Annotated in this window: 23 protein-coding genes; 16 read left to right on the plus strand and 7 right to left on the minus strand. The window is 58.1% G+C overall.

The annotated features are described in order from the left end of the window. Window positions 1-16: 16 nt before the first annotated feature. Window positions 17-1,588, plus strand: a complete 1,572-nt coding sequence (locus NI40_RS02395; RefSeq protein ID WP_033144491.1) for a methyl-accepting chemotaxis protein — start codon at window positions 17-19, stop codon at window positions 1,586-1,588. Here NI40_RS02395 and NI40_RS02400 read toward each other — a convergent pair. Both NI40_RS02400 and fbp read right to left on the minus strand, forming a co-directional pair. After that, window positions 1,560-1,916, minus strand: a complete 357-nt coding sequence (locus NI40_RS02400) for a helix-turn-helix domain-containing protein (RefSeq protein ID WP_033144492.1) — start codon at window positions 1,914-1,916, stop codon at window positions 1,560-1,562. The two genes, NI40_RS02395 and NI40_RS02400, sit on opposite strands and share 29 nt — an antisense overlap. Before the next feature lie 150 nt (window positions 1,917-2,066). After that, window positions 2,067-3,065, minus strand: a complete 999-nt coding sequence (fbp, locus tag NI40_RS02405; protein ID WP_023310178.1) for a class 1 fructose-bisphosphatase — start codon at window positions 3,063-3,065, stop codon at window positions 2,067-2,069. A 197-nt stretch (window positions 3,066-3,262) separates the two neighbouring features. Between fbp and mpl the strand changes: the two genes are divergently transcribed. Beyond that, window positions 3,263-4,642: a UDP-N-acetylmuramate:L-alanyl-gamma-D-glutamyl-meso-diaminopimelate ligase gene (gene mpl / locus NI40_RS02410; RefSeq protein ID WP_029739256.1), complete on the plus strand. Its 1,380-nt coding sequence runs from the start codon at window positions 3,263-3,265 to the stop codon at window positions 4,640-4,642. Between the two features lie 76 nt (window positions 4,643-4,718). Here the strand turns inward: mpl and yjgA are convergent, their stop codons facing one another. Then, the gene (yjgA, locus tag NI40_RS02415) at window positions 4,719-5,270 is read right to left on the minus strand and encodes a ribosome biogenesis factor YjgA (RefSeq protein WP_029739257.1); all 552 of its coding nucleotides are present in this window, start codon (window positions 5,268-5,270) and stop codon (window positions 4,719-4,721) included. A 95-nt stretch (window positions 5,271-5,365) separates the two neighbouring features. Between yjgA and pmbA the strand changes: the two genes are divergently transcribed. The 14 genes from pmbA to NI40_RS02485 all read left to right on the plus strand — a co-directional run bounded on the left by pmbA (window position 5,366) and on the right by NI40_RS02485 (window position 16,718). Next, window positions 5,366-6,718, plus strand: a complete 1,353-nt coding sequence (gene pmbA / locus NI40_RS02420; RefSeq protein WP_039261065.1) for a metalloprotease PmbA — start codon at window positions 5,366-5,368, stop codon at window positions 6,716-6,718. 41 nt (window positions 6,719-6,759) lie between these two features. Further along, complete coding sequence (gene cybC / locus NI40_RS02425; protein WP_023334302.1) at window positions 6,760-7,146, plus strand: cytochrome b562; 387 nt, start codon at window positions 6,760-6,762, stop codon at window positions 7,144-7,146. Window positions 7,147-7,461: 315 nt separating this feature from the next. After that, window positions 7,462-7,800, plus strand: a complete 339-nt coding sequence (locus NI40_RS02430) for a glycine dehydrogenase (protein WP_025911967.1) — start codon at window positions 7,462-7,464, stop codon at window positions 7,798-7,800. A 10-nt stretch (window positions 7,801-7,810) separates the two neighbouring features. Then, a complete protein-coding gene (locus NI40_RS02435; protein WP_023293430.1) occupies window positions 7,811-8,173 on the plus strand; it encodes an SFCGS family glycine-rich protein in 363 nt (120 codons plus the stop codon). Between the two features lie 2 nt (window positions 8,174-8,175). Beyond that, window positions 8,176-8,475: a DUF4312 family protein gene (locus NI40_RS02440; RefSeq protein ID WP_006810338.1), complete on the plus strand. Its 300-nt coding sequence runs from the start codon at window positions 8,176-8,178 to the stop codon at window positions 8,473-8,475. A 22-nt stretch (window positions 8,476-8,497) separates the two neighbouring features. Continuing rightward, a complete protein-coding gene (locus NI40_RS02445; RefSeq protein ID WP_023310182.1) occupies window positions 8,498-9,274 on the plus strand; it encodes a DUF4311 domain-containing protein in 777 nt (258 codons plus the stop codon). A gap of 13 nt (window positions 9,275-9,287) precedes the next feature. Next, window positions 9,288-9,929: a DUF4310 family protein gene (locus NI40_RS02450; protein ID WP_023310183.1), complete on the plus strand. Its 642-nt coding sequence runs from the start codon at window positions 9,288-9,290 to the stop codon at window positions 9,927-9,929. Window positions 9,930-9,971: 42 nt separating this feature from the next. Continuing rightward, window positions 9,972-11,105 carry an amidohydrolase/deacetylase family metallohydrolase gene (locus tag NI40_RS02455; protein ID WP_039261066.1) on the plus strand — a complete coding sequence of 378 codons (1,134 nt, stop codon included), beginning with the start codon at window positions 9,972-9,974 and terminating at the stop codon, window positions 11,103-11,105. Continuing rightward, window positions 11,089-12,207: a DgaE family pyridoxal phosphate-dependent ammonia lyase gene (locus NI40_RS02460; protein ID WP_039261067.1), complete on the plus strand. Its 1,119-nt coding sequence runs from the start codon at window positions 11,089-11,091 to the stop codon at window positions 12,205-12,207. The genes NI40_RS02455 and NI40_RS02460 overlap by 17 nt, the downstream gene beginning before the upstream one ends. Beyond that, entirely contained in the window at window positions 12,204-12,944 is a 741-nt protein-coding gene (gene dagF / locus NI40_RS02465; RefSeq protein WP_033144496.1) for a 2-dehydro-3-deoxy-phosphogluconate aldolase, read from the plus strand. Before NI40_RS02460 ends, dagF begins: the two co-directional genes overlap by 4 nt. Before the next feature lie 113 nt (window positions 12,945-13,057). Further along, window positions 13,058-14,194, plus strand: a complete 1,137-nt coding sequence (locus tag NI40_RS02470; RefSeq protein ID WP_039261069.1) for a lactonase family protein — start codon at window positions 13,058-13,060, stop codon at window positions 14,192-14,194. A gap of 19 nt (window positions 14,195-14,213) precedes the next feature. Beyond that, window positions 14,214-16,124 carry a BglG family transcription antiterminator gene (locus NI40_RS02475; protein WP_039261071.1) on the plus strand — a complete coding sequence of 637 codons (1,911 nt, stop codon included), beginning with the start codon at window positions 14,214-14,216 and terminating at the stop codon, window positions 16,122-16,124. Window positions 16,125-16,201: 77 nt separating this feature from the next. Beyond that, window positions 16,202-16,444 carry a type II toxin-antitoxin system RelB/DinJ family antitoxin gene (locus NI40_RS02480; RefSeq protein ID WP_008501400.1) on the plus strand — a complete coding sequence of 81 codons (243 nt, stop codon included), beginning with the start codon at window positions 16,202-16,204 and terminating at the stop codon, window positions 16,442-16,444. Then, complete coding sequence (locus tag NI40_RS02485; protein WP_033144499.1) at window positions 16,434-16,718, plus strand: type II toxin-antitoxin system RelE family toxin; 285 nt, start codon at window positions 16,434-16,436, stop codon at window positions 16,716-16,718. Before NI40_RS02480 ends, NI40_RS02485 begins: the two co-directional genes overlap by 11 nt. Window positions 16,719-16,721: 3 nt before the next feature. On the opposite strand, the gene nrdG is transcribed toward NI40_RS02485, so the two are convergent. From nrdG to treB, 4 genes are all read right to left on the minus strand, one after another. Then, window positions 16,722-17,186, minus strand: coding sequence for an anaerobic ribonucleoside-triphosphate reductase-activating protein (gene nrdG / locus NI40_RS02490; RefSeq protein WP_039261072.1), 465 nt, complete (start codon window positions 17,184-17,186; stop codon window positions 16,722-16,724). Between the two features lie 128 nt (window positions 17,187-17,314). Further along, entirely contained in the window at window positions 17,315-19,453 is a 2,139-nt protein-coding gene (gene nrdD, locus NI40_RS02495) for an anaerobic ribonucleoside-triphosphate reductase (RefSeq protein ID WP_032662478.1), read from the minus strand. A gap of 376 nt (window positions 19,454-19,829) precedes the next feature. Then, entirely contained in the window at window positions 19,830-21,473 is a 1,644-nt protein-coding gene (gene treC / locus NI40_RS02500; RefSeq protein WP_039261073.1) for an alpha,alpha-phosphotrehalase, read from the minus strand. 51 nt (window positions 21,474-21,524) lie between these two features. Further along, the gene (gene treB, locus NI40_RS02505; protein ID WP_029739268.1) at window positions 21,525-22,943 is read right to left on the minus strand and encodes a PTS trehalose transporter subunit IIBC; all 1,419 of its coding nucleotides are present in this window, start codon (window positions 22,941-22,943) and stop codon (window positions 21,525-21,527) included. Window positions 22,944-23,045 lie beyond the last annotated feature (102 nt).

The following is a 23,045-nucleotide window of genomic DNA, read 5'->3' on the forward strand; positions in this document are numbered from 1 at the left end:
TACCGGAAATAATATCATGCTTAAAACGCTATCGATTCGTACCGGCTTGCTCTCTTTACTGGCCGTTATGACCCTTCTGCTGCTGATTGTCAGCGGCATTGGCATTTATGCCCTCACACAGAGTTCTTCTTCACTGCAGCGTATTAATCACCTTCAGGGTGAGCAGATGGTGCAGCTTAATTCAGGCTATACGCTGATCCTGCGCGCGCGCAATGAGGCGGGCCAGGCCGTCCGCATGATGGAAATCGGCATGCTGGACGATGCGGCCAAAGCGGTAAAAAACATCAATCAGGAAGTTGCCCTGGCCCAGAAAACGCTGAAAGGCGTGATCGACGGCGGTGTGGCTGACGAGCAGGGGCAGCAGCTGCTGGATAAAGTGGCGGCCAGCCTGGCGACGTATAGCCAGCAGGGGATCAACCCGATGCTGAAAACCCTGAATGACCAGAGCGCGGACGGGTATTACGATCTGCTGGAGAAGACGCTGATTCCGGTGGCGAAGCAGTTTGATAACGACATGCAGGCGTTCCAGAAATGGAGCGAAGCGCGTGGTCAGGCGGAAGTGAGCGCCGTGCAGGCGAGTAAAACCCGCGTACTGATCCTGATTATCGTCGCAGCGCTGCTGACGGCGGGTATTATCGTGCTCGCGTGGCTGGTGCTGCGCCATATGCTGCTCAAGCCGCTCTCTGCATCGATCGCTCAGCTGGAGAACGTGGCGGCGGGGGATTTAACCCATACGCTGAATGCCCCCGCGAGCCAGGAGTTTAACCGCCTCAATGCGGTGATAGAGGAGATGCGGCAGTCGCTGATGAACTCGGTTATGCGGGTACGCGATGCCAGCTCGCAAATTGACACCGGTAGCCGCGAGCTGACGCTGGGAAACCGCGATCTTGCCGAGCGTACGGAATCCACCGCCACGTCGCTGGAGCAGACGGCGGCCAGCATGGAACAGATCACCGCAACGGTGAAGCTCAACGCCGATAACGCCGAGCAGGCGCACCAGCTGGCGAAGTCGGTGTCCGACACGGCCGATCACGGCAGCGAAATGGTCTGCTACGTGATTGAAAAAATGCGCGATATCTCCGGCAGCTCGGCGCGCATCGCCGACATCCTGAGCGTGATCGACGGTATTGCCTTCCAGACCAATATTCTGGCGCTTAACGCCTCCGTGGAAGCGGCGCGCGCGGGCGAGCAGGGGCGCGGGTTTGCCGTCGTCGCGGGAGAAGTGCGAAACCTCGCCAGCCGCAGCGCCGACGCTGCGAAAGAGATCCGATCGCTTATCAGTGATTCGCAGACCCACGTTAACGAGGGCAGCGAGCTGGCCCAGCAGGCTGGCGAAACGATGGACGAGATCGCAACAGAAGTGCTGCGCATGACCAAACTGATGCGTGAGATTGCGACCGCGTCTCAGGAGCAGAGCCGCGGCATTGAGCAGGTGAATATTGCGGTGAATCAGATGGACGAAACCGCGCAGCAGAATGCGGCGCTGGTGCAGCAATCCTCCGCCGCGACCCGCTCTCTTGAGGAGCAGTCGCGTCAGCTGATGGAAGCCATGTCATCATTCAAAGTGACGACTCAGACCGCTGCATAATATTACCCAGCCCCGGTACGTTCTGTGCCGGGGTTTTATTTTTTCCGGAATTAACTGCCGCAATATTATCGTGAATTTCACCCATTAATATTTCCAGTGAGCTGGTTAAGGCTAACGCTTTTTCCGTCGGTTCAAGATATAAACCTTTGCGGAAAAATAACGGTTCATCAAAGAGTTGATTAAAACGCTTTAGGGCCAGACTCACCGCCGGACGTGACATCTCCAGACGCAAAGAGGCTTTAGCCATGCTGCCGCAGCGGACGATTTCAATAAATACAGGGATAAGATTTAAATCAATGCCGGTATTAGCACGGGAATAATTGTTCATTGCGATTCTGCTCCACGAAATATCTGTCAAACTGTTATGGAAATAATGCAGGAGCAGTGGTGAATATTAAAGAATGTTTTTTATAAACACTTATACGGTAAAACATATAAATGACCAGGGGAGCCAGAACGGCTCCCCTGTAGAGAGGCATTACGCGTCCGGATACTCACGGATAAAACGTTCAACGTCTTCAACCATGTGGTTGTTGCCGACGAAGAATGAACGGCGCTGGTGAAGGCTTTCCGGCACGATATCCAGAATACGCTCTTTACCGTCGCTCGCCTTGCCACCCGCCTGTTCGGCGAGGAACGCCATCGGGTTGCACTCGTACAGCAGGCGCAGCTTCCCGTCCGGGTGGCTGGCGGTGCTTGGGTAGAGGTAGATACCGCCTTTCAGCAGGTTACGGTGGAAATCCGCGACCAGAGAGCCAATATAGCGTGACGTGTACGGGCGCTGGGTCGCTTTATCTTCTTCCTGGCAGAATTTAATGTACTTCTTCACGCCGTTCGGGAAGCGGATGTAGTTGCCTTCGTTGATGGAGTAGGTGTTGCCCTTCTCCGGGAAGCGCATGCGTTCCTGGCTCAGGCAGAAAACGCCCAGTGAAGGATCGTACGTAAAGGCGTGAACTCCGCAGCCGGTGGTGTACACCAGCATGGTGGAGGAGCCATAAACGACGTAACCGGCAGCAACCTGGTTAATGCCCGGCTGCAGGAAATCTTCTTCGGTCACCGGCGTGCCAACAGGCGTGACGCGGCGGTAGATGGAGAAAATGGTACCGACAGAAACGTTAACGTCGATGTTTGAGGAGCCGTCGAGCGGATCCATCAGAACAACGTATTTAGCGTGTTCACACCCTTCGAAAACAACAATTTCATCTTCTTCTTCAGAGGCGATACCCGCAACGATGTCGCGCGCGCGCAGTGCAGCTTTCAATTTTTCATTTGCGAACAGATCGAGCTTCTGTTGAACCTCGCCCTGAACGTTCTCGGCACCGCTGGCACCCAGGATATCGACCAGACCGGCCTTGTTGATATCGCGGTGGATGATCTTAGCGCCCAGCTTTATTGCCGACAGCAAAGCAGTGAGTTCACCGGTAGCATGAGAGAACTCGTGCTGCTTTTCGACAATAAATTCACCTAACGTTTTCATAACACTTTCCCTGCATCTTTGTGAGTAGAGCGATTGTATGTTCACTAAAACGACTAAAGCCCAACAATCTTAACAAACATTCAAATATTAGCGCAGAGGTGAATCGCGCCAGCAACATACGGATTTACCTGAAATGCGTTTCACAGCCGCTAACATGTGAGTAAAATGTGCGCCACATTGAAGAAGGATAGTGACGTATGCGCATTCATATATTGGGGATTTGTGGCACTTTCATGGGCGGACTGGCAATGCTGGCGCGCTCGCTGGGCCATGAAGTGACAGGTTCGGACGCCAATGTGTATCCGCCAATGAGCACACTTCTGGAGAAACAGGGCATCTCGTTAATTCAGGGCTACGATGCCAGCCAGCTGGATCCCGAGCCGGACCTGGTGATCATCGGCAACGCCATGACCCGCGGCAATCCGTGCGTCGAGGCGGTTCTGGAACGCAATATTCCGTTCATGTCCGGCCCGCAGTGGCTGCATGACTTCGTCCTGCGCGACCGCTGGGTGGTTGCCGTTGCCGGTACTCATGGCAAAACCACGACCGCGGGCATGGCGACCTGGATCCTCGAAGCCTGCGGCTACAAGCCGGGCTTCGTGATTGGCGGCGTACCGGGTAATTTCGACGTTTCTGCGCGTCTGGGTGACAGCCCGTTCTTCGTGATCGAAGCCGACGAATACGACTGCGCGTTCTTCGACAAACGCTCCAAGTTCGTGCATTACTGCCCGCGCACGCTGATCCTCAACAACCTTGAGTTCGACCACGCGGATATTTTTGACGACCTGAAAGCGATCCAGAAACAGTTCCACCACCTGGTGCGCATTGTTCCGGGCCAGGGGCGCATCATCCTGCCGGAGAACGACATCAACCTGAAGCAGACGATGGCGATGGGCTGCTGGAGCGAGCAGGAGCTGGTGGGCGAGCAGGGCCACTGGCAGGCGAAGAAGCTCAACGCCGATGCCTCCGAGTGGGAAGTGCTGCTCGACGGTGAAAAAGTGGGTGAGGTGAAGTGGGGCCTGGTGGGCGAGCACAACATGCACAACGGCCTGATGGCTATTGCTGCGGCGCGTCACGTTGGCGTTCTGCCTGCGGATGCGGCCAATGCGCTGGGCTCGTTCATTAACGCCCGTCGTCGTCTGGAACTGCGCGGTGAAGCCCACGGCGTGACCGTATATGACGATTTTGCACACCACCCGACGGCCATTTTGGCAACGCTTGCCGCCCTGCGCGGCAAGGTCGGCGGGACAGCCCGCATTCTGGCGGTGCTGGAACCGCGCTCGAACACCATGAAGATGGGTATCTGCAAAGATGATCTCGCGCCGTCGTTAGGACGTGCCGATGAGGTCTTCCTGCTGCAGCCGCAGCATATTCCGTGGCAGGTGGCCGAAGTGGCCGATGCCTGCATTCAGCCCGCGCACTGGAGCGCGGATGTGGATGCGCTCGCGGATATGGTGGTGAAAGCCGCTCAGCCTGGCGATCACATTCTGGTGATGAGCAACGGCGGTTTTGGTGGGATCCATCAGAAGCTGCTGGACGGTCTGGCGAAGAAAGCGGAAGCGGCAGCCGCAGAGTAAAAAAAAGCCCGGTGGCGCTTGCGCTTACCGGGCCTACATTCTTTCCTCCCTCGCCCTCCGGGGAGGGGGGAACTGATTACTCTTCGTTCTCAGACAGCTCGCGCAGATACTGGAAAATCAGGCGCGCAGACTTCGGCGGCTTATTCCCTTCTTTCTCTTTCTGCGCGTTGCGGATCAAGGAACGCAGCTGCTGGCGGTCGGCATCCGGCCACAGGTTCAGCACTTCCGGTACGGCATCATCACCCTGTTCAATCAGGCGATCGCGGATCTGCTCAAGCTTATGGAAAAACGCAACCTGCTGGTTGTGGCGGTTTTTCAGCTTGTCCAGCGCCTGGCGGATCGGATCGACGTCGCGCTGACGCAGCATTTTCCCGATAAGCTGAAGCTGGCGACGACGGCCTTCTTTCTTGATTTTCTGTGCCAGTTCAATGGCATCACGCAGATCCTGGTCGAGCGGGATCTTGTCCAGCGCGTTTTTACCCAGTTCTACCATTTCCGCGCCAAGCTGTTTTAACTCTTCGGCGTCACGTTTAATTTCACTTTTACTGACCCAGATGATCTCATCATCTTCGTCTTCGATGTCATCACCGGGAACGTCGTCGAGCCAGTCTTCGGGCTGCTTAGTCATGTCAGGCTCCTTAAAAAAAGAGGCTAATGTTACCAGTTAAGACGCGCACTGAAAAACGGTTCTCTGTTAGACTTCAGATAACTCTCTCTTACAGTATGGCATTTGCGATGAAAGTAACCTCACAAGTTGAAGCGCAGCGTAAGATTCTTGAAGAAGCCGTCTCCACCGCGCTGATGCTTGCTTCAGAAAAATCAGATGGCGCCGAAGTGGCGGTCAGCAAAACCACCGGCATCAGCGTGAGCACCCGCTATGGTGAAGTGGAGAACGTAGAATTCAACAGCGATGGCGCGCTTGGGATCACGGTGTATCACCAGAATCGCAAAGGCAGCGCGTCATCTACCGATCTCAGCCCGGATGCCATTGCCCGTACGGTGCAGGCGGCGCTGGATATCGCCCGTTATACCTCTCCGGATCCTTACGCAGGCGTGGCGGATAAAGACCTGCTGGCGTTTGACGCGCCGGATCTCGATCTTTTCCACCCGGCGGAAGTAACCCCGGACGAAGCGATCGAACTCGCCGCGCGCGCCGAGCAGGCTTCCCTGCAGGCCGATAAGCGCATCACCAATACCGAAGGCGGCAGCTTCAACAGCCATTACGGCATCAAAGTCTTCGGCAACAGCCACGGCATGCTGCAGGGCTACTGCTCTACCCGTCATTCGCTCTCCAGCTGCGTGATCGCCGAAGAGAACGGTGACATGGAGCGTGACTACGCCTATACCATTGGCCGCGCGCTGGGGGATTTGCAGTCTCCTGAGTGGGTGGGTAAAGAGTGTGCCGAACGCACGCTGTCACGCCTGTCGCCGCGCAAACTCTCCACCATGAAGGCCCCGGTTATTTTTGCCAACGAAGTGGCGACCGGTCTGTTTGGCCATCTGGTGGGCGCTATCGCAGGCGGCTCGGTTTACCGTAAATCGACCTTCCTGCTCGACTCGCTGGGCGAGCAGATCCTGCCGGAATGGCTCACCATTGAAGAACATCCACACCTGCTGAAAGGGCTGGCCTCCACGCCGTTCGACAGCGAAGGCGTGCGCACCGAACGTCGCGATATCATCAAAGACGGTATTCTGACCCAGTGGCTGCTGACCAACTACTCCGCGCGCAAGCTGGGGCTGAAAAGCACCGGACACGCTGGCGGCATCCACAACTGGCGCATTGCCGGACAGGGCCTGAACTTTGAGCAGATGCTGAAAGAGATGGGCACAGGTCTGGTGGTCACCGAGCTGATGGGCCAGGGCGTAAGCGGCATTACCGGAGACTACTCGCGCGGTGCGGCGGGCTTCTGGGTGGAAAACGGCGAAATTCAGTATCCGGTGAGCGAAATTACTATCGCCGGCAACCTGAAGGACATGTGGCGCAATATCGTTACGGTCGGTAACGATATTGAAACACGTAGCAATATACAGTGTGGTTCTGTACTTCTGCCGGAAATGAAAATCGCCGGTCAGTAATACCCGTAAAGGCGTTTTAATAATAAAAAAGGAAGTGAGCAATGCGTAAACATCTGTTAGCGATCGTCGCGGCTTCAACGCTGGTTCTTGGCTCTTCTGCGTTTGCTGCCGATCTTGAAGACGACATGGGCATCCTCGGTCAAAACCTGAAGGTGGTGCAGAAAACCGACAATGCGGCTGAAATGAAAGACGCGCTGACCAAAATGCGTGAAGCGGCGCTCGACGCACAAAAAGCGACGCCTCCGAAGCTGGAAAGCAAAGCGGCAGACAGCGCAGAGATGAAAGACTACCGCCACGGCTTTGACGTGCTGGTCGGCCAGATCGACGGCGCGCTGAAGCTGGCTAACGAAGGCAAAGTGAAGGAAGCCCAGGCGGCGGCCGAGCAGTTTGTGACGACCCGTAACACGTATCACCAGAAATACCGTTAACCGATCGCGCATCTGACAAACAACCAGCGGGGGCCAGCGGCCCCCGTTTTTTTTACGCGGTAATAAGTAAACCCTATCGCCATCACATTTTTGCGTCACCACGCCTGAACGTTTCGTTTCCCCGGCGCGCGTTTTGCCGCTGGAATACGTGATATTCATCACGCAAATACCGTCATTAATTCAGATTCACCGCATTTATGTGGCACAGATCACTGCTGCGGCTCGCCTTTCCACTTCGAAGTGGAAAACAACTCGCTACAAACAATTCCCCCCCAACGTTAGTTTTATTCCAGAGCCATTAACGGGGTAAGACCAGTGATTAACGGAGCGGTAATGAACGACGTTGGGGAACAGGCAGAGCAAACAGAACAGCTCGCGAACACCATGCTGCAGCAGGTTTATGCCCTGCTGGCCCGAAACAACATCATCCCCAATGCGGTACAGGAGCAGATGCTCACCTCCCACGTGCGCGCAATGGCGCACCGGTCCGTGACCGGCGAGCCGCTGCCGGAGGTTGAAGCAGAGCTGTTTGACGAAATTTCACCGGATTCAATGCGGCTCGCCCGTGAAGTGGTCGCGCAGTTTGGCAATCTTCCTGATGAAGAAGCCTGGCTGCTCTCCGTTCACTTCGAAGTCGCGAAAGACAACCTTTAAGGAGCAACACATGGAACAGATTACAGTCGTGATTGGCGATCGCCTGGGTAAAGGTCAGAAAGTGGCTGCCGGTGTGGAAAAAGCAGGTGGACGCGCGGTGGTTGTACCGGGCATGGCGGCGGACATGAAGCTCGGCGACGTGATGAAAGCGGAAAACGCCACCTTCGGCATCTCCTTCTGCGGCAGCGGCGGCGCGGGTGCCATCACTGCCCAAACCAAATATGGCTACAAAGCCAAATACGGCATGCGTTCGGTGGAAGAGGGCGTGACCGCCATCAACGAAGGCTGCAACGTGCTGGGCTTCGGCTTTATGGATAAAGAAGAGCTGGGCGAGCGTCTGGTGCAGGCGTGGCAGAAGAAATACGGCGCATAAGCATGAAAGAACAGTTCACAACCACGGTGAGAGTGAAGGGCAAAGGCGACGCCAAAGCGCGCGCCTTTGCCGACGCGCTCAACCACGTTCAGGCCGCGGTGATGAAAGCCTCACCGCATATCTTACTGCGTATTGAGCCACAGGATGTGCAGGTCGTTCAGGCGCAAGAAGCGGTGCGAAAAGAAGCGTTTCTGTTCTTCTTTCTGCGCCGGGAAAGACGCACCTACAGCGTGGAGCTGGATGTGACCGTCAACGTGACCGCTATCAATCTTGACCAGGTGGATTTCGTCACGCAACGCTGATTATTCATAAAAGGGCAGACTGATGTTCTTAATTATATTAATAAAATCGCTCATCATTGGCGGCCTGGTTGGCGTCGGTGTCGGAGCCGGGGCTGCACGCATGTTTCATGCGCCTACCACTCAGGGTATGGGCGCGTTTCGTACGTTGGGGGAACTGAACTCCTGCGAAGGGGATCCGGCGTCCCACTTCTCCTTTGGGTTAGGTTTCTTCTTTAACGCCTGGGCCTCTTCCGTGGCCGCAGGGGCTTTCACACAGGACGTTGACCACCGCATCATCCCGAACTGGGGTGCTGCTGCGCTGATGATCAAAAACCGTAACGTCGGCGAAACGCTGCACGACCCGCGCAAAATGGCGATTGCCTGCGGCGTGATTGGCATGCTCGTCGTCACCTTCCTGAACCTGACCGCCTCCTCCGTGCCGGCAGCGCTTCAGGTCACCGCCGTGAAGGTTCTGGTACCGGCGGCAAACCTGCTGGTGAACACCGTGATGCCGGTGATCTTCTGGCTGGCAGCTATCGACGCGGGTAAAAAATCGGGCTTCTGGGCCACCATCTTTGGCGGCGCGGCGCAGCTGATTATGGGGAACGCCGTACCGGGCCTGGTGCTGGGGATCCTGATCGGTAAAGGCGTGGAAGAGAGCGGCTGGAACCACGTCACCAAAGTGATGATGGCGGCGATCGTCCTGCTCTTCGTGCTGAGCGGCTTCTTCCGCGGCTTCGACATGAAGATGATCGAATCCTTCCATCTGACCGTGCCGAACTGGCTCGACATGATCCACAACTCGCTCAGCGGTAAATAACAGGAGCCTCTAAATGGAACAGAATAAAGGTTTTTGGTATGCCGACTGGTCGTTCCCGATCTTCGTTGGCCTGCTCTCCTCCGGCGTTTTCGCCGGGACGCACATGTACTACCTCTACGGCATCGGCGCGTTTAACGAAGTGGCCTTCGTGGCGATGCTGAAAGCGGGGATCGATACCGGGGTTTACGGCGCGGTGGCGGCGTTCGGCGCGAGCTTCCTGTTCGCCCGTATTATCGAAGGGTCGCTGGTGGGTATTCTCGACATCGGCGGCGCCATCCAGACCGGCGTGGGCCTCGGCGTTCCGGCGCTGCTGCTGGGCGCGGGCATCATGTTCCCGGTGACCAACTTCATTGCCGCGCTGATTACCGGCCTGGTGATTGGTCTGGCGATTGGCTACGTCATCATCCTGGCGCGTAAGTTCACCATCAACCAGAGCAACTCCACCTACGGTGCAGACGTGATGATGGGCGCGGGTAACGCCTCCGGCCGCTTCCTCGGGCCGTTGATTATCCTCAGCGCCATGACCGCCTCCATTCCTATTGGCGTCGGCTCCCTGCTGGGTGCGCTGGTGTTCTACATCTGGCAGAAGCCGATCACCGGTGGCGCGATCCTCGGCGCAATGCTGTTGGGCTGGCTGTTCCCGGTCGCCCTTTAATACCCGCGGGCGCTCAGGCGCCCGCCTTATCAGGAGATTCTCATGTTTGATTTACTCCTGCGCCGTGCGCGCCTTGCCGACGATACCCTGACTGATATCGCCATTCAGGACGGGAAGATCGCGGCGCTGGGCAAGATTGACGCCCCCGCGTATAAAACGGTTGAGCTGAACGGCGACGTGTTCGTCAGCGCAGGCTGGATTGACTCCCACGTTCACTGCTACCCGAACTCCCCGATTTACCACGACGAGCCGGACAGCGTGGGCATTGCCACCGGCGTCACCTCCGTGGTGGACGCGGGCAGTACCGGTGCCGACGACGTGGACGATTTCTACGAAATCACCCGTAAAGCCTCCACCGAGGTGTTTGCCCTGCTGAACATCTCCCGGGTGGGGCTGATTGCCCAGAACGAACTGGCCAACATGGCGAATATTGACGCCGACGCGGTGAAGCAGGCGGTGAAGCGCCACCCTGATTTTATCGTCGGCCTGAAGGCGCGCATGAGCAGCAGCGTGGTCGGTGAAAACGGCATTACGCCGCTGGAGCGGGCGAAAGCCATTCAGAAAGAGAACGGCGACCTGCCGCTGATGGTGCACATCGGCAACAACCCGCCGAACCTCGACGAAATCGCCGAGCTGCTGAGTTCCGGCGACATCATCACCCACTGCTATAACGGCAAACCCAACCGCATTCTGACGCCCTCCGGCGAGCTGCGCGCCTCCATCACCTCCGCCCTGAAGCGCGGCGTGCGCCTGGACGTTGGCCACGGTACGGCGAGCTTCAGCTTTGAGGTGGCGAAACGCGCCATCGCGATGGGCATTCTGCCGCACACCATCAGCTCGGATATCTACTGCCGCAACCGCATCAACGGGCCGGTCGGCTCGCTGGCAAGCGTGATGTCGAAGTTTCTCGCCATCGGCATGTCCTTGCCGCAGGTGATTGACTGCGTGACCGCCAACGCCGCCGACGGCCTGCGCCTGGCGCGCAAGGGCCGCATCCAGCCGGGTCTCGACGCCGACCTGACGCTGTTCACGATTAAACGCCAGCCGACGGTGCTGACGGATGCCGAAAACGACAGCCTGCAGGCTGAACACATTCTGGTGCCGCTTGCCGCGATCCGCGCGGGCAAGGGCTATATGACCGAACAAGGGAGCACGGAACATGCCTTCGATTTATGAGAAGTACCATTTAAAGCAGGTTATCAACACCTCTGGCCGCATGACGGCGCTGGGCGTCTCCACGCCGCGCCCGGAAGTGGTGCAGGCGGCGATGGACGGCATGAATCACTATTTCGAGATGAAGGATCTGGTCAACAAAACCGGGGAATACATCGCGAAGCTGCTGGATGTGGAAGGCGCGACGGTAGTTTCCTGCGCGTCTGCGGGCATTGCCCAGTCCGTGGCGGCGGTGCTGGTCAAAGACAGCGACTGGCTGCTGGAAAACCTGCACGTGACCCCGATTGAGAACAACGAAATCGTCCTGCCGAAAGGCCACAACGTAAACTTTGGCGCGCCGGTGGGCACCATGGTGGCACTGGGCGGCGGCAAGCTGGTGGAGGCGGGCTACGCCAACGAATGCTCCGCCGATCAGCTGGCGGCGGCGATCACCCCGCGCACGGCGGCGATCCTCTACATTAAATCGCACCACTGCGTGCAGAAAAGCATGCTCAGCGTCGAGCAGGCGGCGGTGGTGGCGCGCAAGCACGATCTCCCGCTGATCGTCGATGCGGCGGCGGAAGAAGATCTGCACGCGTACTACCGATCCGGTGCCGATCTGGTGATCTACAGCGGCGCGAAGGCGATTGAAGGCCCAACCAGCGGGCTGGTGATCGGCAAAACCCAGTACGTTGAGTGGGTGAAGCGCCAGACCGCGGGCATTGGCCGCGCGATGAAGGTGGGCAAAGAGGGCATTCTTGGCCTGACCTGCGCCATCGAACACTACCTGACGGCGACCAAAGAGAGCGGGTCTGAAATGGTGGCGAAGATGACGCCGTTTATCGAGGCGCTCAACACCCTCAACGGCGTGACCGCGCGCGTGGTCTGGGACAGCGCCGGTCGCGATATCGCGCGCACCGAGATCAAGTTCGACGAAGCCACGACCGGCGTCGGCACGGGCGATCTGGTGGCGAAGCTCAAGCAGGGCGAATACGCCATTTACTTCCGTGGCTACAAGGCCAACGAAGGGATTATCGAGGCGGACGTGCGCAGCGTGAATGCTGACCAGCTGAACATCGTGTATCGCCGCATTAGCGAAGTATTAGGACAGGAGAAAAAAGCATGAAACTGACCCCCAACTTTTACCGTGACCGCGTCTGCCTGAACGTGCTGGCAGGATCGAAAGCCAACGCCAGCGCCATTTACGAGGCGGCGGAAGGTCACGTGCTAGTGGGCGTGCTCTCCAAAAATTACCCGGACGTGGCGAGCGCCGTTGCCGATATGCGTGAATATGCCGCGCTGATCGATAACGCACTCTCCGTCGGCCTCGGCGCGGGGGATCCGAACCAGTCGGCGATGGTAAGCGAGATCTCCCGTCAGGTGCAGCCGCAGCACGTCAACCAGGTCTTCACCGGCGTGGCCACCAGCCGCGCGCTGCTGGGGCAGAATGAGTCGGTGGTCAACGGCCTGGTCTCTCCGACCGGCACCGTGGGCATGGTGAAAATCTCCACCGGACCGCTGAGCAGCAACGCACCGGACGGCATCGTACCGGTTGAAACCGCGATTGCCCTGCTGAAGGATTTCGGCGGCAGCTCCATCAAATACTTCCCGATGGGCGGCCTCAAGTGCCGTGACGAGTACAACGCGGTGGCGGAAGCCTGCGCCCGTCACGACTTCTGGCTGGAGCCGACCGGAGGTATCGATCTGGAAAACTATGAGGAGATCCTGCAGATCGCCCTCGACGCGGGCGTGAGCAAAATCATCCCGCATATCTACAGCTCGATTATCGACAAAGCCAGCGGCGATACGCGCCCGGAAGATGTGCGCACGCTGCTTGCGATGACGAAGAAGCTGGTGAAGTAGTATCTGCCCTCACCCTAACCCTCTCCCAAAGGGAGAGGGTAACTTTACCCCCTCTCCCTTTGGGAGAGGGCCGGGGTGAGGGAAAAAAAACACACAAACCTGAAGGAGCCACCATGCACACCCGTACCCTGCTTGTTGCTTCACTCTCAATGCTCGCCACCGCCGCTATCGCCCAGCCGCAGTACGCCTGGGTGGGCACCTACAACCCCAACGGCGAAGGGCTGTACCGCTTTACCGTTGACCCGCAAAGCGGCGCGCTGGCGAATAAAACGCTGGTGAGCAGGCTGCCGAACGCCGCGCAGCTGGCCGTCTCGCACGACGGCAAAACGCTCTATCTGGCAAGTGAAGTGGAGCAGGGCGTGGTGCAGGCGCTGCGGGTGGGGGATAACGGCGCGCTGAACGAGCTTAATCAGGTGGCCTCCGGCGGCGCGGGGCCGGTTTACCTGTCGCTGACGCCGAACGGTCGACATCTGCTGGTGGCTAACTATGTCAGCGGATCGATCGCCGTTTTGCCAGTCAACGCAGACGGCAGCCTGGGTGAGGCTACGGATAAACGTCAGGATCAGGGCGAACCGGGCGCGGCGAAGCCGGAAGCGGCAGCGGAGGGCAGCTTTGCCATCAGCGATCATAACGGCCCCCACGCGCACATGATCGCCGCCGATCCGAGCGGGAAGTACGTGTTTTCCACCGATCTTGGGCTGGATCGCCTCTACCAGTACCGTTTTGACGATCGAACAGGGAAGCTGACGCCGAACGATCCGCCGTTTATCAGCGCCTCCTCAAAAGGCGCCGGGCCGCGCCACTTTGTCTTTACGCCAAAAGGCGATGCCCTGTGGCTGATTAACGAAGAGGCGTCTACGCTCACCCATTATACCGTGAGCGCCAACGGCACCTTAAAAGAGGGCAAAACGCTTTCAGCCCTGCCGGAACGTTACAAAGGCACCAGCTTTGCTGCCGGGCTCGCATTAAGCGCCGACGGTAAACAGCTGTATGTGGCTAACCGTTTGCATAACAGCATCGGGCACTTTACCGTAACAGCGGAGGGCACGCTGACGCATCAGGACGACGTGTGGACGCGCGGCGACTACCCGCGCACCCTGACGCTCGATAAGCAGGGACGCTGGCTGTACGTCATGAACCAGCGCAGCGACAACATCACCCGTTTCCGCGTGGCACAGGACGGCAAATTGAGCTTCGAGCCGGACTATACCCCGGTCGGCAGCCCATCCCAGATGGTCATTTCACCTTAAGCTGTAAGAGGACAAACCCGTGCGATTTCCGAACCAACGTTTAGCGCAACTGTTCGATCTGTTGCAAAACGAGACGCTGCCGCAGGACGAGCTGGCGCAGCGGCTGTCGGTCTCCACGCGAACCGTCCGTGCCGATATCACCGCCCTGAACGCGCTGCTGGCAGGCCACGGCGCGCAATTTATATTGAGCCGGGGCAACGGCTATCAGCTCAAAATTGATGATGCCCAGCGCTACCAGCAGCTGCAGGCATCCCACCCGCGCGCGCTGCGTATTCCCCGGACCGGGCCGGAGCGCGTGCACTATCTGGTGGTGCGTTTTCTCACCTCGGCATTTTCTCTTAAGCTCGAGGATCTGGCGGACGAGTGGTTCGTCAGCCGCGCCACGCTGCAGAGCGACATGGCCGAAGTGCGCGAGTGGTTTCACCGCTATAACCTGACGCTGGAAACGCGTCCTCGCCACGGCATGAAGCTGTTTGGCAGCGAGATGTCGACCCGCGCCTGCCTGACCGATCTGCTCTGGGAGCTGGCGCAGCAGGACAGCCTGAACCCGCTGGTGACCGACGTGGCGCTGAATGCAGGCGTGGCGGAGCAGATGGTGCCCGTGCTACACGAGGCGCTGACGCGTCATCACATCCGTCTGACCGACGAAGGCGAGCTGTTCCTGCGCCTGTACTGCGCAGTGTCGGTGCGGCGCATCAGCGAGGGCTATCCGCTGCCGGAATTCCATGCCGAAGACGTGGAAGAGAACGTGCGCGAGGCGGCGAAGGATATCGCCGTCACTATCCAGCAGCTGGCGGGCAAAGCGCTTTCACCTTCAGAGGAGAGCTGGCTCTGCGTGCACATTGCGGCGCGGCAGATCCAGGAGATTGCCCCGAGCGCCATTAACGCGGATGACGACGAAGCGCTGGTCAACTACATCCTGCGCTACATCAACACCCACTATAATTACAACCTGCTCAGCGACGCGCAGCTGCACGCGGACCTGCTCACGCACATCAAAACCATGATCACCCGCGTGCGGTATCAAATCATGATCCCCAATCCGCTGCTGGATAACATCAAGCAGCACTACCCGATGGCGTGGGATATGACCCTCGCGGCGGTGTCGAGCTGGGGAAAATACACGCCGTATGTGATCAGCGAAAACGAAATCGGCTTCCTGGTGCTGCATATCGGCGTCGGGCTGGAGCGCCATTACAACATCGGCTACCAGCGCCAGCCGCGGGTGTTGCTGGTATGCGACGCCGGGAATGCTATGGTCCGCATGATCGAGGCGGTGCTCCAGCGCAAGTACCCGCAGATTGAGGTGGCCCGCACGCTCACCCTGCGCGAGTACGAGCTCGCGGATTCCATCGGCGAGGACTTTGTCATTTCCACCGCCCGCGTGAGCGAAAAATCCAAACCGGTGGTGACGATCGCCCCGTTCCCGACCGATTACCAGTTAGAACAGATAGGCAAGCTGGTACTGGTGGACCGCACCCGCCCGTGGATGCTGGATAAATACTTCGACGCGGCCCATTTCCGCATTATCGACAAGCCCGTTGACCAGCAAACGCTGTTCCGTGAACTGTGCGCGCAGCTTGAAGGCGAGGGGTTTGTCGGCGCGGAGTTCCTGGATTCTGTCGTCGAGCGTGAAGCCATCGTCAGCACCATGCTCGGCGACGGCATCGCGCTGCCGCACTCCCTCGGCCTTTTAGCGCAGAAAACCGTGGTCTATACCGTGCTCGCCCCGCACGGCGTTCAGTGGGGAGACGAAACCGCGCACGTCATCTTCCTGCTCGCCATCAGCAAAAGCGAATACGAAGAGGCGATGGCGATTTACGATATCTTCGTCACCTTCCTGCGTGAACGGGCGATGTCGCGGCTCTGTAGCTGCGGAGATTTTGCCGGGTTTAAGGCGGTGGCGATGGAGAGTTTGAGCCGGTTTTGAGAGGCGTTATCCAGAATTCGATGTAATGCGAATGTAATGCTAAACTGCATTACACATTCGATTTTACTGGAGGCATAATGGCCACGCTGAACGTCCGTCTGGATGACAAACTCAAAAACGAGGCTTATGCCGTGCTGGAAAAACTCAATATCACCCCAACGGAAGCCGTGCGATTATTGTTTCAGTACGTCGCGGAGACGGGACGTATGCCGGTGAAAACGGTCACCATTAGCGACAGCGAAGATGCGCTGATACAGACGGTCCGGGAGCGACTGGCGAATCCGCAAAAGGGAATCAAGGTTAGTCTGGATGACTTATGAACTGGCATTTGACCCGAGGGCGTTAAAGGAGTGGAGCAAGCTGGGGCAGACTGTAAAAGACCAGTTTAAGAAGAAACTTGCGGACGTGCTGGTGAGCCCCAGGGTCGAATCGGCCCGCCTGCATGGTCTGCCGGATTGCTACAAAATAAAACTCAGATCGCAGGGTTATCGTTTGGTCTATCAGGTTCAGGACAACGTTGTAACGGTATTTGTTATCGCTATCGGTAAGCGAGAGAAATCAGCCGTTTATCATGATGCAAACAAACGGCTTTAGCGTTCATCGCAAATGGTGCACAACCTGGTTGCTGCTGCCGCGCCAGATCAGGGCTGGGTCTTTTAAATCCTGCACGAACTTGCCGTCGACCAGGACGTTAATCAGATCCACTACTTCTCTTTGCTGCGCATTGAGTTCATCCAGCTTATATCCCGTCCAGACCCAGATATCTTTGCCTGCACATTCGCGGCGAATGCGCTTCACCAGCTTCAGGATCTCCGGCACGTTTTGCGGGTGCAGCGGATCGCCGCCGGAGAGGGAAATCCCCTGACGTTTGATGCGCGAATCGTTCAGGTCGTTGACGATCCGGTCTTCCATTTCGGCGGTGAACGGCATGCCGGAATTTAAGCGCCAGGTGCTTTTGTTATAGCAGCCGGGGCATTCGTGGACGCAGCCTGAAACGAACAGGGTGCAGCGGGTGCCGGGGCCGTTGACGATGTCGACGGGGTAGTATTGATGATATCGCATAGAAAATGTCCAGAGAATTTGTGCGCGCTGATGCCCTCACCCCGACCCTCTCCCACAGGGAGAGGGGGAAGAGTTCCCTCTCCCTTGAGGGAGAGGGGTAGGGTGAGGGGGAGAACCCTGCGCAGAACTTACCCGATCTGCCCATTCCCCAAATGCTTCACGCGACGCTTCACCTCTTCCTGCTTGCCGGCGTTAAACGGACGCGCGTCCGGGCTGCCGAGATAGCCGCACACGCGACGGGTCACGGAGACGCGAGCCGCATCGTGGTTGCCGCATTTCGGGCAGGTAAAGCCTTTGCTCGTACACTCGAACTCACCGGTAAAGCCGCACTCGTAGCACTCGTCGATTGGCGTGTTGGTCCCGTAATACGGCACGTGCTGATAGCTATAATCCCACACGTCTTCCAGCGCCTTCAGGTTGTGCTGAATGTTCGGGTACTCGCCGTAGCAGATGAAGCCGCCGCTGGCGATCGGCGGATAGGCCGCTTCGAAGTCGATCTTGTCGTACGGGTTCACCTTTTTCTCCACGTCGAGGTGGAAGCTGTTGGTGTAATACCCTTTGTCGGTCACGCCTTCCACGATCCCGAATTCGGCGGTATCCAGACGGCAGAAGCGGTCGCACAGGTTCTCGCTCGGCGTGCTGTAGAGGCTAAACCCGTAGCCGGTTTCCTCTTTCCACTGGTCTACCGCGTCGCGCAGGCGCTGAACGATGGCGATGCCTTTCTCACGCAGGGCCTCGCTGTCGTACATATGCGTATCGCCCGCCAGGGCGTTGATGGTCTCGTGAATACCGATATAGCCCAGCGAAATCGACGCGCGGCCGTTTTTGAAGATCTCAGACACGTCATCGTCCGCTTTCAGACGTACGCCGCAGGCCCCTTCCATATAGAGGATCGGCGCGACGCGGGCTTTGACCCCTTCAAGGCGCGCGATGCGGGTCATCAGCGCCTTACGCGCCAGCTGCAGGCGCTCGTCCAGCAGCGTCCAGAATTCCGCTTCATTGCCTTTCGCCTCCAGTGCGATGCGCGGCAGGTTCAGGCTGATGACGCCCAGGTTGTTGCGCCCGTCGTGGATCTGCTCGCCGTTTTCATCTTCGTACACGCCGAGGAAGCTGCGGCAGCCCATTGGCGTTTTAAACGAACCGGTCACTTTGACGACCTGATCGTAGTTCAGGATGTCCGGATACATGCGTTTGCTCGCGCACTCCAGCGCCAGCTGTTTGATGTCGTAGTTCGGATCGCCAAACTTGTGGTTCAGGCCGTCGCGGATGGCGAACACCAGTTTCGGGAACACCGCCGTTTTGCGGTTTTTGCCGAGGCCGGAAATGCGGTTGCGCAGAATGGACTGCTGGATCAGGCGCGATTCCCAGCTGGTGCCCAGCCCAAACCCGAAGGTCACAAACGGCGTCTGGCCGTTGGCGGTATGCAGCGTGTTCACTTCATACTCCAGCGACTGGAAGGCGTCGTAGCACTCTTTCTCGGTGCGGGAGTGCGCATAGCCGTCGGCGTCCGGGATCTGCCACTCTTCGGCCGTTTTACGATGCTTGTTGAAGCTTGCCGTCACGAACGGAGCCAGCACTTCATCAATGCGGTTAATCGTGGTGCCGCCGTAAATATGGCTGGCGACCTGGGCGATAATCTGCGCGGTGACGGCAGTGGCCGTGGAGATTGATTTAGGCGGTTCAATCTCGGCGTTACCCATTTTAAAACCGTGGGTCAGCATGCCTTTCAGGTCGATCAGCATGCAGTTGAACATCGGGAAGAACGGCGAATAGTCGAGATCGTGGTAGTGAATTTCACCGCGCTCGTGCGCCGAGACCACGTCGCGCGGCAGCAGATGCTGACGGGCATAGTGTTTGGCAACGATACCGGCCAGCAGGTCGCGCTGAGTCGGGATCACTTTACTGTCTTTGTTGGCGTTTTCATTGAGCAGGGCGGAGTTGGTCTGCTCCACCAGGCCACGGATCTCCTGGTTCAGACGACCGCGCTTCTCACGCTGCACGTCACGATCGTGACGGTACTCAATGTAGGCGCGCGCCAGCTGCTTGTAAGGCCCCGCCATCAGCTGGTTCTCAACCGCGGTCTGGATCTCACTGATATCGACCTGGCTGCGTTCGTTCATCTGGCTGCTAACGACTTCTGCGACGGTGGCGCAGTAATCTGCGTCATCGACTCCCGCTGCTTTAGCTGCACGCAGAATGGCTTCCTGGATGCGCTCTGATTTAAACGGCACTTTACAGCCATCACGTTTCATCACATGCGGTGTCATGATCACTCCATTTTTTGAAAACAGGTTATCCACAGAGGTGGAGAAGTCATAACCGGGCGTATTCCCCGCCGGGCCAAAGACTTCCCGCGTTCCCAGCTCGTGTTATCCACAATTCCGGCCAGCGTAAGCGCCGTCTTGTTGTTGGAATAGTAGACGATAAATACAAGATGTTGGGTCGGCGTGCATTTTAAGTGCTACATATAGTGATTTGCATCAAACATGTTTGCGATTTATTTGATGCAGAACAAAGTAAAAAGACGAGAGTACAAACGACGGGCGCTTCAGCGATTGTAAAGGCGCGAGAGAAAAATCTGATTATTTACTCAACAAAAACAGTAAAGTAAGCCGGGTGCTGAGCCGCACCCGGTAGAGAGAGTTACTGCTGCAACCACCAGACGGCTTCAAACGGACGCAGCGACGTCGTTTGCGGTGCCGGGTAGTTACTCATCAGCACCTGCGACCTATCGCTGAGAGCGTCTGTCTGCCATTCCTGCGGCGTAGGACTCAGGTTCGCCGCCACCATCAGCGTCTGCCCCTGCCACTGACGACGGTAGCACCAAAGAGAAGGATGTTCCGGCAGAAGATCCTCATAATCACCCCACGTCAGCACCGGCAGGGTTTTACGCAGGCCGATCAGCGACTGGTAGGTGTAGAACACCGAATCCGGGTCGTCGAGCGCGGCGCGGGCGTTCACCGTCTCGTAATTGTCGCAGACGCCAATCCACGGCTCGCCCTCGGTAAAGCCCGCATTGTGCGAAGCGTCCCACTGCATTGGGGTTCGCCCGTTATCGCGGGACTTACTCGCCAGAATCGCCAGTAGTTCATCCGGTTCGCGGCCGTTGGCGCGCAGTTCGGCGAACATGTTCAGGCTTTCCACGTCGCGATAGTCGGTGATGCGGCTGAAGTGCGGGTTGGTCATCCCCAGCTCTTCGCCCTGGTAGATATACGGCGTGCCCTGCATGCCGTGCAGCACCATGCCGAGCATCTTCGCGGCCTGAACGCGGTATTCCCCTTCGTCACCAAAGCGCGACACGATGCGCGGCTGATCGTGGTTACACCAGAACAGCGCGTTCCACGCCCTGTTGTGCATCCCCTGCTGCCAGTGGCGGAAGAGGGTTTTCAGCGCCACGAAGTCCGGCTTGGCCTTCGTCCACTTTTCGCCGCCCGGGTAATCTACCTTCAGGTGGTGGAAGTTAAAGGTCATCGACAGCTCGCTGCCGTCGAGCGAGGCGTACTGCTGGCAGTTCTCCAGCGAGGTCGAGGACATCTCGCCCACCGTCATCAGGTTGCGCGGGGTGAAGACGTCGCGGCTCATCTCCTGCAGATATTCGTGAACGCGCGGTCCGTCGGTGTAGAAGCGGCGGCCGTCTCCGGTGTTGTCGTCCGGGAAATCCTGGTCTTTTGAAATCAGGTTAATCACGTCGAGACGCAGGCCGTCCACGCCGCGATCGGCCCAGAACTCGCACACTTTTTTCAGCTCGGCGCGCACTTCAGGGTTCTCCCAGTTGAGGTCCGCCTGCTCCGGAGCGAACAGGTGCAGGTAATACTGCTCGCTCTCGGCGTGCCAGCGCCAGGCGTTGCCGCCAAACTTGGAGCGCCAGTTGTTGGGGAGCTGCTCCGGCGTGCCGTCGCGCCAGATGTAGAACTGGCGGTACGGGCTCGCTTTGTTCAGCGATTCGCGGAACCAGGCGTGCTGCGTGGAGGTGTGGTTAAACACCATATCCAGCACGATGCGAATGCCGCGCTCGTGCGCCCGGGCAACCAGCTCGTCGAAATCATCCAGCGTGCCGTAGGCCGGATCGATGGCGGTGTAATTCGCCACGTCGTAGCCGTTATCCACCTGCGGAGAGATATAAAACGGCGTCAGCCAGATGGCGTCGATGCCGAGGGTTTTCAGGTAGTCCAGACGCTGCGTCACGCCGCGCAGATCGCCGGTGCCGCTGCCGGTGGTATCCTGGAAACTCTTTGGGTAAATCTGATAGATGACGCCGTTCTGCCACCAGTGAGGAAGGGTATTCATAGTGCGTTCCTGCAAATGCGAAGGGGCGCAACTGCGCCCCGAAAGAAGAAGTTAAACAATCTGCAGCGAGCCCTGACGGAACTTACGCTGGTAAACCACGGTGGTGAGCGCCATAGGGACGATGATCGCGATGGCCATCGCCAGGGCAAACACCTGCCAGTAAGCCGGCTGGATGGAGAGAATGCCCGGCAGGCCGCCGACGCCAATTCCGTTCGCCATCACGCCGTTCAGACCACACACCAGGCCCGCCAGACCGGAACCGATCATCGCGCAGAGCATCGGGAAGCGGTACTTCAGGTTGATACCGTACATCGCCGGTTCGGTGACGCCGAGGTAGGCAGAGATGGCTGCCGGAACGGAGATCTCACGCTCGTTGTGCTTGCGGCTGACGATGATGATGCCAGTGACCGCCGACGCCTGTGCAATGTTAGACAGGGCGATAATCGGCCAGACCGGCGTGCCGCCGAGGCTCTGGATCATCTGCATGTCGATAGCCAGCGTGGTCTGGTGCACGCCGGTGATCACCAGCGGGGCGTACAGGAAGCCAAACAGCGCGGCTCCAATCGGCGCGAAGCTGCCGGTCATCAGGTGACGCACCGCGAAGGCCACGCCGTCGCCGATCATGCGGCCAAACGGACCGATAAAGGCGTGCGCCAGGAACACCGCCAGAATCAGCGAGCAGACCGGCACCACCACCAGATAGAGGTAATCCGGCACGATGCGTTTCAGGCGCGTTTCAATAAAGCCCAGCGCCAGACCCGCCAGCAGGGCCGGAATGACCTGCGCCTGATAGCCCACTTTGGCGATGGTAAACAGGCCGAAGTTCCACACCTCAGGCACCTGCTGACCAAGTAAGTAAGCGTTCATTAACTGTGGAGAGACCAGCGTGACGCCCAGCACGATACCGAGAATCGGCGTGCCGCCCATCTTGCGCACCGCGGACCAGCAAATCCCGACCGGCAGATAGAAGAAGATCGCCTCGCCAATCAGCCACAGGAAATCGTAAACGGTTTTCAGCGCCGGATACATCTGCGCCAGGGTTTTGCCGTCGCTCATCGGCACATCACCGATGACGTTACGGAAGCCTAAGATTAAGCCCCCGCTGATCAGCGCGGGCAGCAGCGGGAAGAAAATTTCCGCGAAGTGGGAAATCAGCTGCTCGTGCCACTTCATATTCTGGCGCGCGGCCTTCTTCGCCTGCTCTTTATCGGCAGAAGAGTGCCCGGTTGTCGCCAGCAGAGCCTGATAGTAATCGCCCACTTCGGTACCAATAACGACCTGGAACTGCCCGGCGTTGGTGAAGCAGCCTTTGACCATGGAAAGTTCTTCAATGGCCTTCGGGTTGGCTTTGGCCGGATCGTTCAGCACGAAGCGCAGGCGGGTAATGCAATGGCTGACGGTAGCGATGTTTTCGCGTCCGCCGACCAGGACGATCAGCCGATCGATATCTGCTTGTTTGACTTTACTCATCATGAAACCTCATGACAGATGGTGAGGGGTGTAATGACCTGAGCGCAAGCCTACTCCTTCAGCGTGACGGCGAAAATGGGAACGTTCCCGAAATCAGGCGAA

It is taken from the genome of Enterobacter sp. E20, assembly GCF_000801755.2.
Lineage (GTDB): Bacteria > Pseudomonadota > Gammaproteobacteria > Enterobacterales > Enterobacteriaceae > Enterobacter > Enterobacter asburiae_B.